A 13,602-nucleotide genomic window follows, 5' to 3' on the forward strand; every position below is an offset into this window, starting at 1 on the left:
TGGTTTAGGGGAAATTAGTAATTACTATTGGACTGATTAGAAAAAGTTATTGGCAGAAAAGAGTTAAATTATGAAACAGATAAAAGAACTTTATGGAGAAATATTTAATATTCAACGATATTCCACACATGACGGACCAGGCATCCGGACAACGGTTTTTCTGAAAGGATGCCCTTTAAAATGTTTCTGGTGCCAGAATCCTGAATCTCAATCTATCCGTCCGGAACTGCTCTACAGCAAAAAGCTTTGTATCGGCTGTGGAAAATGTATTGATGCATGTCCGCAAAAAGCGCTTTCACGGGATAGAGTATACATTGAAATGAATCGGGAGCTTTGCAGCAGATGTGGGAATTGTGTCAGAAGCTGTCCGCAGAAAGCAAGAACATTGGCCGGCAGAAGTATTACGGTAGACGCGTTAATGAAAGAAGTATTAAAAGACGTATATACATACGAAAATTCCGGCGGCGGGGTTACGCTTTCCGGCGGAGATCCGGTTTTTCAGCATGAATTTGCCCTTGCCGTTTTAAAAAGAAGCCATGAGGAACTGCTTCATACCGCCATTGAAACGGCAGGATATGTCAGATGGGATGTGCTGCGGGGACTGGCAGAAGAATCCGATTATATTTTTTTTGATATGAAGTGTATGGATTCTCAAAAGCATAAGGCAGGAACCGGAGTCCCCAACGAGCTGATTCTTGAAAATGCCGCACGGATTGTAAAGATGGGAAAAGATATTCATTTCCGCATGCCGCTGATTCCGGGATTTAATGATGATGAAAAAAGTATAACCGCATTGAAGCAATATGTGGAGGATGTACTGGAACTGCCGGTAAAACAACATGTGGAGCTGTTGAAATACAATAAACTGGCAGAAGATAAATTCGGTCAGCTGGACAGGTTGGATGAGCAAAAATCTATGGAAACGCAGTCCGACGAGAAGTTTGAATATTTGAAATCTTTATTATACGACTAAAATGGGAGGAATTTATATGGGAACGAAAAATACTGAAAAACAACAGAATACAAAAACAAGGGGACAGATACTTTGGGAAAGACTCAGACCGCTGCGGGATACGGAACCGGTATCCTTTGAGCGCGCATGGCTGGTAACACAATCCTATAAGGAAACCGAGGGAATGCCTGTCTTTTTACGCCGCGCCGCCGCATATGAGAATGTCATGAAAAATATTCCGATTTACCTGGACGAGGGGCAGCTGCTGGCTGGTGATTTCGCGTCGCGCCCAATGTGCGCGGAGATTTTTCCGGAGATGACAGTGGCGTGGATCAAAGAGTATATGGAAAATGGAGATTATGACAATCAGCCGGATGAGGGATGGTATACCTTTGAACATAACCGAAAAGAACAGATTAATGAAATCTGTGATTATTGGACTAAAAATGCGGCAAGGGAAAGTTTTTACCGGTATTTGGGAGAGGAAGAAGTGCAGCGCCTCTATGAAGAAAACGAGGCGGGTGCATGGATATACGCAGCCTCCACTGAAGCGCAGACGGAAAAAGGCTGGAATATTCCGGATTACTCCAGAGTGTTGAAAAAAGGCCTGAAAGGATTGCTGGAAGAAGTGGAAAACACCCTGGCAGAGACGCCGATTGTATCGGATGAATCCCTGAAAGAACGGACATTTCTGGAAGCGTTAAAGAGCATGTTAAAATCTGCCGTGCATTATGCGCACCGGTATGCGGATTTGTGCCGGGAACTGGCAAAAGAAGCAAAAGGAGAGAGAAAGCAGGAATTGCTGCAGATGGCGGAAATCTGCGACTGGGTACCGGAAAATCCTGCAAGAACTTTTCAGGAAGCCGTACAGAGCATGTGGTTTTGCCATATCATGATTTATTGGGACAGCCGCACAATAGGACTTGGTTTTGGCCGTGTGGATCAGTATTTATATCCGTATTATAAAAAAGATATAGAAGAGGGCAGAATTGACAGGGAATATGCAACTCAGATTCTGGAATGCTTAAGAGTCAAACTTTCTTCTAAAAGAAATGTATTTAATGTGACGATTCGCGCCGCCCTGTCAAATGATTCTCATTTCCATAACTGTACAATAGGCGGACAGACGACAGATGGGCAGGACGCCGTAAATGAACTTTCATTCTTATGGCTGGATGCGGCAGAGCGGGTTCGAACGCCTCATCCTACAATCTCTGTAAGGTGGCATGAAAAAATAAATCAGAAGTTTGCCCTGCGGTGTCTGGAAATTGTAAAACTTGGAATGGGATTCCCGGCATTCTTTAATGATACGCCTACCATAGAATATTTGCTGGAACGAGGCGTAACGCTGAAAGAAGCCCGCGACTATGCGATTGGCGGATGCGTACTTCACAATGTGGTTGGGAAAACCCCCACTACCTGGCCAGATGTTATGAACTTTGCAAAGCTGTTTGAACTGGCTTTGAATGACGGTATGGATCCGCGGACGGGCAAACAGTTCGGGCTGCATACCGGGAAATTTACAGACTTTGAAACCTATGAAGATGTGGTAGAGGCGTATAAGAAACAGATTCTGTTTTTTATGGAAAAGACCACAGAATACTTAAATAAAGTCAGCATTTATCGCGGCGAGATGTTTCCGGAAACATTTGTTTCCCTGTTTTTCGATGATTGTATTAAAAAGAAAAAAAGTATTAACCAGGGCGGCGCAAAATATCTCATTAACTGCTATTACGTAATCCCCGTGGGTGTGGTAGATGTGGCGAATTCGCTGATTGTTCTGAAAAACAAAGTATTTGGCGGCGACAAATCCATTGGTAAACAGGAATTGATGGATGCGCTGGCAGCAAACTTCGAGGGATATGACGATTTGTGGATGAAAGTAGATGAATGCCCGGATTTTGGCAATGATGTTCCGGAAGTGGATGAAATTGCAGCGGAACTGTATGAATGGATGTGCGACGAGATTCCCAAGTTTAAAGGCGGGTACGGCGTACAGTATGAAGTGGCGCCTCACAGTATTGCGTTCCATGCAAACATGGGACTGAAAGTAGGAGCGCTCCCCAGCGGCAGAAAAGCTGCGTTATCCCTTGCAGACGGGGCGGTATCACCGAATCAGGGAAGCGATGTTAATGGTCCCAGCGCAGTGGTAAATTCTGCGGGGCGTATTGATCATACCAGAATTTTCGGAACCCTGTTTAATATGAAATTTATGCCGGCAGCCCTGGCGACGACAGAAGACAGAAAAAAACTGCTGGCTTTGATAAAGACATATTTCGGAACCTACGGCGGAAAACATATTCAGTTTAATGTTGTGGACAGAGACGTCCTGATTGACGCCAAGGCGCATCCGGAAAACCACAGAGATTTAATCGTCCGTATTGCAGGATACAGCGCGCTGTGGTGTGAATTAAATGAAAGTATTCAGGACGAGCTGATTGCAAGAACAGAAAACACATTATAACTTTTATAAATATTCGTAAGCAGGCAGCATATAAAAACGAAAAATATTGGAGGTAAAATGATGAAAATATTGGTAGCTTATTTTTCACAGTCAGGAAATACGAAATTAATTGCAGAGCATATTGCAGCCGGAATTTCAGAAGTGGCAGAATGCGATTTGATGGATATCCGGGATGTGGATGTGCGGATGATTCGAACCTATGATTTGATTGGAGTAGGGGGACCTGCCATTGGAGCGGAAGCGGATATTGTAAAACGCTTTGTCTACAGCATCCCGCTGACCGGAGGGCAGATGTGTTTCCTGTTTAACACGCACGGCTCTTTGCCGCGGCGTTATTTTCCGGAAGCAATACGCAGAATGAAAGACCGTGAATTTAATGTAATCGGCTGGCAGGGCTTTTATGCGTCTGTACATATTCAGTGTTTCCCAAGCCCTTATTATACAGATGGACATCCGGATGAACAGGATATTGCAGACGCCAGACAGTTTGGAAAAGATATGGCAGCGCGGGCAGAGAGAATTGCAAACGGAGAGACGGATTTAATTCCTGAGGTGCCGCCTCTTGAACCGCCAAAGCCATATAGTCTGCCCCATACGGGAAAGGATGATACCCAGGCAAGAGGAATCCACGGCGATCGGCGTTATGACCCGTCCAAATGCCTTTATCCAAAATGTCATTTATGCATGGACAACTGTCCGGAGGGCTTTATTGATTTTTCCAAAGAACCAAGGCAGTTTGGAAGCCATTGTGATATTTGCAAAACAAATGAATGCTGCTACTGCGAACTTATCTGTCCAACCGGAGCCATCTATATTACGGATGACGATATTGAATACGGCCTGAACTTTTTGAAAGAACATCATGATTTCTTTGAAGCGACGCTGAATCAGGAAGAGGCTGAGGGAAAATTCAGAAGACTGGTTCCGGTTGAAGAAGTTGGATGGGATACTCCATATAATGTGCGGCGTAAAAATGGTGAGAAAGCGAAAGTAAAACCGACTCGCATTAAAAAATCAAACAGGAGTATCAAACCGGCGGAACAATAAGAGGATGATAATGTAATGAGAATGGAGGAGCTTATGAACAACTATTTTAACAAATATGATCCATCGGATTCCCCGTCTGCATCCTATGACAGGATTCCGGTTTGTGAAAATATTCTCCGGGAAAAAGATGTTATGATTCCCATGAGAGACGGGATTTCCGTGTGCGGGGATATTTATCGCCCGGATATGAATGAACCGGTACCCGCATTGCTGTCGTTCGGTATTCATAACAAAGAACTGCTGGGACCGGATATGTTTCATAACGTGCCCACACAGCCGGCATGGTCAACATTGTGGATTGGAAACATTGAGGGAGGAGACACAACGTATTTTGTAACGCGGGGATATGCGCACGTTGTAGTGAATCCCCGCAATGTCGGGAAATCAGAAGACGGGCCCTTTGCAATGACAGACCAGTATGACACCATTGAATGGATTGCGAAGCAGCCATGGTGTGATGGAAATGTGGGAATGATAGGCATTTCAAATTTTGCCGCCAATCAGTTTATGGCTGCCGCGACGCAGCCGCCTCACCTGAAAGCAATTTTTCCGTTTGACCCGGCGGGCGCATATGGCGGGCCAATGTCTTTTCGCGATGTAAAGCCGGGCGGCGTTTTGCCGATGATGGATTATGTGATGGATTTGCTGGACGTAGGCCACAGTCAGCAGAAAAATCCGGGCGAACTGTCAGAACCAATGAAGCAGTGGTGGGAAGAGGCAATGGAAAACCCGGATTATCGGATGTATGGACATGTATATAATATTTTAACAATGAAAGGGCAGAAAAATCCGCATCTTTTCCAGAGCCTGATAAATCCCTATGACAATCCGGAATCTACAAAAGCAGGGGAAGAAAATTTTAAACGGATTCAGATCCCGGCATACACCGGTTCCGGCTGGTATGCCTATACCTATAAGGCGCACATTCAGGGTGCGCAGCACTGGTATCATGGAATTGATGTTCCGAAAAAACTGGTATTTACAGGACCGGCCCATATGGAAAGACCGTTCCACTCCCTGAGAGAAGAAATGCTGCGCTGGTACGATTACTGGCTGAAAGGGATTAAAACCGGCATTATGGAAGAGGCGGCTGTAAAATACTGGGTTATGGGAAGTAACCAGTGGCGTACTGGAGAAGACTGGCCGCTGCCTGAAACACAGTGGACAAAATATTATCTGGACAGCTGGGAACGTCTGCGGACAAAAGAATTTAATCCTTATGGCAGCGATGCGTATGAGCAGCCGGACGCCTTTTTGCAGATGCCTCCGACACAGACAAATGAAATCAGCAAGCTGCGTTATATGACAGAACCACTGGCGGAAGATACCCTTGTGGCAGGCCCGATTTCCCTGAATTTCTATGCGTCTATTGACCAGGAAGACACAAACTGGATTGTAATTTTGAAAGATGTCGGCCCGGATGAATCCGTACGAACCGGACGGGAGGGTGAAAAAGAGATTCCAAAAGATTTGCCGGAACGGGAAGTGACAAGAGGATGGTTAAAGGCGTCCCACAGAGCGATTGACGCCCAGCGTTCAAAAGCATGGGAGCCATGGCATCTGTATACAAGAGAGGCACAGCAGAAAATCGTGCCGGGAGAAATCAATGAATATAATGTAGAGATACTGGCAACGGCAAACTGTTTTAAAAAAGGACACAGGATATGCCTGGAAATTACCAGCATGGATATGGCAACAGGAACAGGCGGATTGTTTAACGCAGAATATATACCATATCATATATGCAGCAGCAAGACCACAGTTCACAAAATATACAGGAATGCGAAATACTCATCTCACTTACTTTTGCCAATCATTCCTTTAAATGAAGCTATAGAATAATCTAAGAGACCCAAAACAGGAAAGGGCAGTCAAAATACTGTCCTTTTCCTGCTCCATAGGAGGATAAGTATGAATGCAGAGAAAAAAATTACAATTATTGGAGCCGGTATGATAGGAGCGGGTTTAGCCGTCAACAGCGCGCTGCACGGATACAGAACCATACTATACGATGTGTGTGATCTTGAAATTGTAAAAAAGAGAATGGAAGACATTATGGATATCATGGTAAAATGTGGAGCGGCCGCAAAAGAGCAGGCGGCACAGGCAATGGAGCTTGTCTCTTATACGGGCGATATGAAAGAAGCTGTGGAGGGAGCCCTGCTTGTGGAAGAGTGCCTGCCGGAACGGCTGGAATTAAAACAGTCGGTTTATGGCAGAATCCAGGAAATCACAGGAGCAGGAACTTTAATTGCCAGCTCCACATCCGGACTGCTTCCGTCAAAATTGCAGGAGGGGGCTTTGTATCCGGAGGCAATTATGGCGGCGCATCCGTATAATCCGTCTTATTTGCTGCCTTTAATTGAACTTTGCGGCGGAAAGAAAACTTCGCGGAAAAATATCGAAAAGGCAAAAGAGATTTTCTGTGAGATTGGAAAAGTGCCGATTATCTGCCAAAAAGAAGTAGAGGGATTTCTGGTAAACAAGTTGTCCTGGGCATGTATGTCTGCAGCGCAGGAAGCGGTAAAAAACGGACTTTGCAGCGTGGAAGATATAGACAAGGCAATTATGTTTGGCCCCGGTATGCGTATGGCTGTTACAGGGCAGCTTCTAACCATCAGTCTTGGCTGCGAGGGAGGATTTTTGGCTTTGGCAGAGAAATACGGAAAAGAGCCCAGTGCGGAGGATAAACTCTATGCAGCCGGCGTAGAACAGGAAATTTTAAATCGTCTGCCGGAACAGGGAAATACGGTGGAAAGTGTCTGCGGGTTTCGGGACTATATGTTTGCGGAACTATTGAAATTACACGGACTGCTGTAAACGGAGGAACGGGAAGATGAAAAATAGAAACAGGTGGTTTTATGCAGTAATAGGTGTGATAGTATTATTGCTTGTAGGCGTTAATTATGCCTGGAGTGTATTGTCTGTTCCCATTGCGCAGGAATTTACAGAATGGACAAAAGCACAGTTGTCTATGACCTTTACAATTACAATGATGATGTTTTGCGCAGGGGGATTAATCGCCGGTTTTTTAAATAGAAAAATAAAAGGCAGATATTTACTTTGGATTTCAGCAATATTGTTGTTGTGCGGATTTCTTATTACTTCCAATATGCAGACGTTATCCATGCTATATTTGGGGTTTGGGATTTTAAGCGGACTTGCGGGCGGAGTAGCATACAATACCGTTATGAGTACAGTATCTGTATGGTTTCCTGATAAACAGGGAATGATTTCTGGTATTTTGTTAATGGGTTTTGGCCTGAGCAGTTTTATTATTGGAAAAATTTATACTGCCTTTACTTCGACAGAGACAGGTGCATGGAGGAATTCTTTTCGTATTCTTGCAATACTGATATTTGTGATTGTAATGATAGGAGGAATTTTTCTTGTGAAGCCAGGAAAAGATTTTGTTCCTCCGACACTCAGAGAAAATGGGGAAAAGGTGCGGGAACCGGCATCAGATGTAGCGACAGGCGTAATGATTAAAAAAAAGGCGTTTTGGATGTATTATATCTGGGCAATTATGGTAAGTGCGGCGGGTCTGGCTTTAATAGCACAGGCAAGCGGAATTGCACAGCAGGCTGGACCAAAGGTAAGCGCCGCGGTTATTGCAACAACTGTAGGATTAATTTCTGTTTTCAATGGTATAGGACGTGTGATTTTCGGAACTCTTTTTGACAAAGTGGGTTATAGAATGACAATGCTTCTGGATATGATAATATTTGTTTTAGCAGCATTGATTTTGCTGGCGGCATTGGCAAATGATAATTTTAAACTTATCATCATGGGATTTGTTGTAGGCGGACTGGCCTATGGGGCGGTGACTCCTGTAAATTCTGCTATTATCAGTGATTTTTTTGGGAGAACACATTATGCTGTGAATTTGCCGATGATTAATACAAATCTGTTATTTGCTTCTTTTGCGTCCGCGATTGCGGGAAAGCTTTATGATACCAGCGGTTCCTATTTTAGTACGATAATAATGATGATAAGTGTTGTAGTTGTTGGATTTGCAGCATTTTTAGGTATCAGACGACCAGCAGAGTCTTGAGCTGTTTGTTTAATTATCGGCTGTACTGCGTCTTCATCAAAACTTAATGGAAACAAATAGTGGTACACTTAAGGAACTGAAAATCAGCCCGTCGCACGGGCCGGGAAGCAATAATTCCCTTCCGATCTTTTTCTACACCTTTAGTATACCACTATTTAGAATATAGCCAGCATCCAGTTTTCATTTATTGTGATGAGATTTTCTCATGATTTCTGTTTCAGTTTTATGGCTCCAGGGTGAACCCGTCATAAGCTGCATAGATTTCTCCCTGGCATCCATTTTCCTTGAAATACTGCATAGTAGCTTGCAGATCATCATACTCGCCGTTTGCATGGCTGAGAATTACATTTTTTGCTGCCGAATCCGCAAAAATTTTTGCCATTTGTCCCTTTGTCATATGGTTTCCTGTCATTATGTTTTCCACCTGTTTCTCTGGCATTTGAGAGAAATAGCCGGTCAGAGTCATGGAATCCACCACCAGAATATCCGTATCTTTATAGAAAGAGGACAAATCATCCGTATATCCCAAATCCCCGGTTACCACAACTGACTGGTTTCCGGCGCTGAATCGGATGGAATAAGCCTGCATATTTCCATGGGTTACTTTGTGCATATCAATCTGGACACCGTCCAGCTCCATACTATAATCTGTATCAGTAACATCATAAATCTGAACATTTTCACTGATTCCTGCCTCGGATATTCCTGCCTCTTGCATTGACCCTACAGCAATCCTTCCGTCAATATCATCTTTATTTATCATATACACGCTGTCATACAGAAGCTGTGTCTGAGGACCGACAACTGTAATAGAAGTTCTGCCTTCCGGCGTGTGATACCATCCCGATAAAAGAAAATGATTAAAATCAGCGTTGTGATCTTCATGTTGATGTGTAAATAGCACATTATGAATCTGTTCCACCCCAAGTCCCAGTTCTGTTAGTGTCTGACAAGTTCCGTATCCGCAATCCACCAGAAAATACTTGTCTTGATACTGTACCAGCGTGGATGCATTCCCACGTTCCAAATCTGTTCCCGGTGATCCGGAGCCGATGGTTACCACTCGGAAGCCGTCTGGAATAACGGAAAAATCAACCGTCTTCTGTTTGGTTTCGATCTCATTCTCTTCTGTCGTGTTTCTTGTTTTTGATATCGACTCCGACAATGAACTACTTGTCTGTGCGTTTCCGTTGTTTTCCGTGTTTCCGCATCCTGCCAGAATTCCCATACAGAAGGTTAGGGTAAGAATTCCACAGAACAATATATATTTTTTTTTCATATCCATTCTCCTTATTCATTTTTTATCCGAATTACAATTCTGATATCTACGGTTTAGTTGCCTGTTCCTCCAAAGACAAATCGCGTGTTTCATATGTTCTTCGATAAAAGCGGGAACAATTTCAAAATTCATTGACAGAGGAAAAACAATAAAGCTACCTCCAGGTGCCAGCAGTTCCATAGTACGGTATACTTCCGCCTGAATTTCCTCCTTTGTTACCCTGGGATGGTCAAAAACGAACTGATTATCATATCCTCCTATAAAAGTCACTCTGTCCTGATACTTACAGGTTTGCATCATATGGAAGGAGCGTTTTCAGCTATGCTTTTCGTGCATTTTCATAGAGTGTTTGAAAAACAGGCAGCATAGATTCACAATAACCGCAGCTGTCTGTCGTGATTGCCAGCTTTCCGTCTGTAATGGTGCCGGCAACAACCACATCCTGTTTCATGGGTTCAAAAAAATAATTAATTTCCCATTCCGTTTCATTATAATGAAGAAGCATATCCAGTTGGAATTTATTGTCCAGATTAACGGTTTCTTTATATTCGTTTCCTTTTAACATCCTTTTTCCTTTCCTAAATAAGTGAACTGTTTCCGATACAGAAGCTCTTTTGCTGCACCGGAAACAGTTTTAATGATGATCTGAAAAATCAGTCCTGAACGAAGTCTGCGGCATTTTCACCTGCCATACGACCGGAATTTAATGCAAATCCCATTGTATTGCCGGGGAAGTAATAATAGTAAGTTCCGTTGTAGATTTCGCAGACATCAGTACCTGCCGCATACAATCCCGGAATTACCTGGTAATCATCGGTAATAACTTCATAATTATGATTTATTTTAATGCCGCCCAAGGAGCCATAGGCGTTACAACGAAATTCCAGGGCATAGAATTTTTTACCGGTAACAGGATGAAGATAGTTTCGGTTTTTCCCGAAATCGTCGTCATAGTTTTCGTCGCACATATCATTATAGCGTTCAACCGTATTAAGGAGATTGTCGGCATTAATGCCCATTTTTTCCGCTAAATCCTCCAGGGAATCTGCTACAAAGGCAAGATTCGGATACTGCTCCTGGGCTCTTTGCATGTTGTCGTCGAAATTTTCGGCAGGATTACCGTGGAATACTTCGCTTGGGAAATCCATGCCGTTTCTGCGGTAATATTTTACCATATCATCGCTCAGGATTTTGTACATTACCTTATCCTGCTGGTAATCAATAATGTTTTCGCAAATGGAGCCGTTTTGCAGAACGCTTTCATCACAGCACCGATAACCGGATTTATTGACTGCCAAAGGACCTGCCTGCATAAATAAAGTAGTCTGCGGCCATTCGCCGAGAGATGCTCCGGGGAGATTTGGAACGCCGATACGTTCCATTTCCATGCGGCCGTGACCAGCTCCCGCCTCCCATGCCATGCGGATGCCGTCTCCCATAATACCGGGAATCATAAAATCAAATAAATCTTTGTTCAGCGTATATCCGCAATGTTCCTGAATCATATCCGGATTTGTTCCAAAACCACCGGTGGCAATAATGACTGACTTGGCTGTTACTTCATATTCTTCCCCGTCTGTCCCGGAAGCATAAAAGCCGGTAACAGAATCGCCGCTTTTTATTAATTTTTTTGCCGGTGTATTAAAGTAAAATTTAACGCCGTTATCCACACAGTATTCGTGAATTACTTTATTCATAGCAGAAGCGGAGCGTGGTCCCGGTATTCCGCCGCCCTCCGGCATAACTACATGCCAGGTCTGCTCAGACTCCGGAAAATTTTTCATGACTGCGGCAAAACGGACGCCCATATCTTCGAGCCAGTTAATGGTATCGCCGGATTTCCAGATATAATCATGTACAAGCTGGGCGTCTGCCTGCCAGTGTACATAGTCCATAAACTGTCGGAACGCTTTTTCCTTTGTAAGATTTACCATGGATTTTTGCTGAATGCGGCTTTCTACGGCAAATGGCCCCATTCCCATGTTGGCGGCGCCGCCCGGACCGGCGGCCTTTTCAAATACAACTACGCTGCAGCCGGATTCAGCGGCTGCTGCAGCAGCACACAAACCGGCTGGTCCTGCAGCGATAATGCCGATGTCGGCAGAAATTTTTGTTCCCATAATAAAAAGTCTCCTTTCAAATGAAATATGCCATATCTCTATTTGTTGGTTTAATCATACTATCGGAAGGAAAAAGTGTCATTGGAACAGATTCAAAAAAACACTGCAAGAAAGGGGAAAACCTTGGTTTTGCGCACAAAAATATCTGTGGCCGCTTCAGAACCACAGATATTTTAAATATGGTTGGGAGAGTAATTTTTTTAAATGTCTGCCAGACGGTTTTTCATAATATGTTCCATCATTTCGGCATGTTTTCCTTCCAGTTTCCAGGTAAATATATAGATAATTGCGAGTGCCGCATAGAAAATCATAGGAATACCTGCAAAAGCAAAGTTTATGGCGCCGGCAACGTCTGTGCTCTGGACGGCAGCGCCGGATTGATAGCCGCCGGCATACATGGCTCCGCTTAATAACGCGGAACCGAGAGCACCGCCGATTTTTACTCCGATAGAAACAATGGCGCTTGTTACTCCCTCTGCCCGTACATTATTTTTATATTCGCCATAATCCACGCATTCGCCGGTCATTGCCATGATCTGTGTTGTAGTAAATGTAATACCTGCAACGGCAATGATTAAAACACAAGCACAAATTACTGTAAAGCTTTTCCCGCCGGAAAAGAACATGGTTCCGGCAGCGATAGCGCCCAGTACAGAGCCGATGATAAAAATTTTTCTGGAACCGATTCTGCGTACCAGAGGAGCGGCAATAAGAAAACCTGTGATATTTCCAATAACCATAAATATCATAAATTTAGAATAAAGTATCTGATTGCCAAGCACATTTGCGGCGTAATAAATGCCGCCGGTCTGAATGATGGTATTCGCTATATTGAGAATCAGGATATAGATTAATAAAATAAATGCATATTTATTTTTGCCAAGTGTAATAAACAAATCTTTTACTTTAACAGAGCGCCTTTCTCCCAGCATAATATCATTCAGGTCACCAACATTTTCCCGGCAGAGGGCATAGGTAATCAGACATGCCAGAAATGCTACGCAGGCATATATGGTAAAAATTTTTGCATAGCCTATTTTCATAGCCCAGATATTTGTCAGTGACATTAAAAGGCCGCAGAGAATAGCGGATATGCCGTCATTTAATACGCCCAGCTGTCCGCGTTCTTTTGGATTGTTAGTCATACGGGTCATTAAAACGGTCCGTGCAACGGAAATGATTGTTCCAAATACAGAAATACTTAATGCATAGAGAACAGCTAAAAGAACAACTTTTACTGCCATTCCTGCAGTTTCGGGGATGTAGAACACAGCCGCCAGAGTAACTGCATATGGAACGGATACCCAGAGAATCCAGGGTCTTGCTTTGCCTTTTTTTGATTTTGTATTATCAATGATAATACCAGCAAGGATGTCAGAAAAACCATCCAAAATTTTAACCAGCATCATAATCATGCCCACCAGCCCCACGGCAATTTTCAAATTTTCCGTGGCAAACGTCATTAAAAACATTGGAATTGTCATCATCCAGACGTTAGCCAGTCCGTCAAATGTGTAACCTACTTTCTGACTTAGTGGAAGCGGTCCCATTGAAGCAAGGGCTTTTCCGGCTTCTTCCTGTGTTATATTTTTCTTTACATTCATATGTAAATCCCCCTTTCACGTTGTGTCTGCAAAACAGAACTATCATATAGTGAGTATACTATTCGTGTTTATAATATTCCAA

Annotated in this window: 10 protein-coding genes; 6 read left to right on the top strand and 4 right to left on the bottom strand. The window is 43.5% G+C overall.

Going from position 1 to position 13,602, the window contains the following annotated elements:
• Positions 1-70: 70 nt before the first annotated feature.
• The 6 genes from OCV88_RS00705 to OCV88_RS00730 all read left to right on the top strand — a co-directional run bounded on the left by OCV88_RS00705 (position 71) and on the right by OCV88_RS00730 (position 8,517).
• Positions 71-973, top strand: a complete 903-nt coding sequence (locus tag OCV88_RS00705) for a glycyl-radical enzyme activating protein (protein WP_158423732.1) — start codon at positions 71-73, stop codon at positions 971-973.
• Positions 974-989: 16 nt separating this feature from the next.
• Positions 990-3,416 carry a glycyl radical protein gene (locus OCV88_RS00710; protein WP_262590558.1) on the top strand — a complete coding sequence of 809 codons (2,427 nt, stop codon included), beginning with the start codon at positions 990-992 and terminating at the stop codon, positions 3,414-3,416.
• Positions 3,417-3,473: 57 nt separating this feature from the next.
• A complete protein-coding gene (locus tag OCV88_RS00715; RefSeq protein WP_158423734.1) occupies positions 3,474-4,463 on the top strand; it encodes a flavodoxin domain-containing protein in 990 nt (329 codons plus the stop codon).
• A 33-nt stretch (positions 4,464-4,496) separates the two neighbouring features.
• Positions 4,497-6,305 (top strand): CocE/NonD family hydrolase, encoded by a 1,809-nt coding sequence (locus tag OCV88_RS00720; protein WP_262590559.1) that lies wholly within the window; start codon positions 4,497-4,499, stop codon positions 6,303-6,305.
• Positions 6,306-6,374: 69 nt separating this feature from the next.
• The gene (locus OCV88_RS00725) at positions 6,375-7,283 is read left to right on the top strand and encodes a 3-hydroxyacyl-CoA dehydrogenase (protein ID WP_158423736.1); all 909 of its coding nucleotides are present in this window, start codon (positions 6,375-6,377) and stop codon (positions 7,281-7,283) included.
• A 16-nt stretch (positions 7,284-7,299) separates the two neighbouring features.
• The gene (locus OCV88_RS00730; RefSeq protein WP_158423737.1) at positions 7,300-8,517 is read left to right on the top strand and encodes an MFS transporter; all 1,218 of its coding nucleotides are present in this window, start codon (positions 7,300-7,302) and stop codon (positions 8,515-8,517) included.
• Between the two features lie 223 nt (positions 8,518-8,740).
• Here OCV88_RS00730 and OCV88_RS00735 read toward each other — a convergent pair whose 3' ends face one another.
• The 4 genes from OCV88_RS00735 to OCV88_RS00750 all read right to left on the bottom strand — a co-directional run bounded on the left by OCV88_RS00735 (position 8,741) and on the right by OCV88_RS00750 (position 13,520).
• Positions 8,741-9,796 carry an MBL fold metallo-hydrolase gene (locus tag OCV88_RS00735; protein ID WP_262590560.1) on the bottom strand — a complete coding sequence of 352 codons (1,056 nt, stop codon included), beginning with the start codon at positions 9,794-9,796 and terminating at the stop codon, positions 8,741-8,743.
• Positions 9,797-10,115: 319 nt separating this feature from the next.
• Complete coding sequence (locus OCV88_RS00740; protein WP_158423739.1) at positions 10,116-10,361, bottom strand: hypothetical protein; 246 nt, start codon at positions 10,359-10,361, stop codon at positions 10,116-10,118.
• A gap of 88 nt (positions 10,362-10,449) precedes the next feature.
• Entirely contained in the window at positions 10,450-11,916 is a 1,467-nt protein-coding gene (locus OCV88_RS00745) for an FAD-dependent oxidoreductase (protein WP_158423740.1), read from the bottom strand.
• Positions 11,917-12,116: 200 nt separating this feature from the next.
• Positions 12,117-13,520, bottom strand: coding sequence for an MFS transporter (locus tag OCV88_RS00750; RefSeq protein ID WP_158423741.1), 1,404 nt, complete (start codon positions 13,518-13,520; stop codon positions 12,117-12,119).
• Between the last annotated feature and the right edge of the window lie 82 nt (positions 13,521-13,602).

The organism is Brotonthovivens ammoniilytica, from assembly GCF_025566885.1.
Taxonomy (GTDB): domain Bacteria; phylum Bacillota; class Clostridia; order Lachnospirales; family Lachnospiraceae; genus Brotonthovivens; species Brotonthovivens ammoniilytica.

What these genes read in the sequence shown, in the direction of transcription:
- OCV88_RS00705 (WP_158423732.1), top strand. Translation starts at nt 71, where the DNA reads ATGAAACAGATAAAAGAACTTTATGGAGAAATATTTAATATTCAACGA.
- OCV88_RS00710 (WP_262590558.1), top strand. Translation starts at nt 990, where the DNA reads ATGGGAACGAAAAATACTGAAAAACAACAGAATACAAAAACAAGGGGA.
- OCV88_RS00715 (WP_158423734.1), top strand. Translation starts at nt 3,474, where the DNA reads ATGATGAAAATATTGGTAGCTTATTTTTCACAGTCAGGAAATACGAAA.
- OCV88_RS00720 (WP_262590559.1), top strand. Translation starts at nt 4,497, where the DNA reads ATGAACAACTATTTTAACAAATATGATCCATCGGATTCCCCGTCTGCA.
- OCV88_RS00725 (WP_158423736.1), top strand. Translation starts at nt 6,375, where the DNA reads ATGAATGCAGAGAAAAAAATTACAATTATTGGAGCCGGTATGATAGGA.
- OCV88_RS00730 (WP_158423737.1), top strand. Translation starts at nt 7,300, where the DNA reads ATGAAAAATAGAAACAGGTGGTTTTATGCAGTAATAGGTGTGATAGTA.
- OCV88_RS00735 (WP_262590560.1), bottom strand. Translation starts at nt 9,796, where the DNA reads ATGAAAAAAAAATATATATTGTTCTGTGGAATTCTTACCCTAACCTTC.
- OCV88_RS00740 (WP_158423739.1), bottom strand. Translation starts at nt 10,361, where the DNA reads ATGTTAAAAGGAAACGAATATAAAGAAACCGTTAATCTGGACAATAAA.
- OCV88_RS00745 (WP_158423740.1), bottom strand. Translation starts at nt 11,916, where the DNA reads ATGGGAACAAAAATTTCTGCCGACATCGGCATTATCGCTGCAGGACCA.
- OCV88_RS00750 (WP_158423741.1), bottom strand. Translation starts at nt 13,520, where the DNA reads ATGAATGTAAAGAAAAATATAACACAGGAAGAAGCCGGAAAAGCCCTT.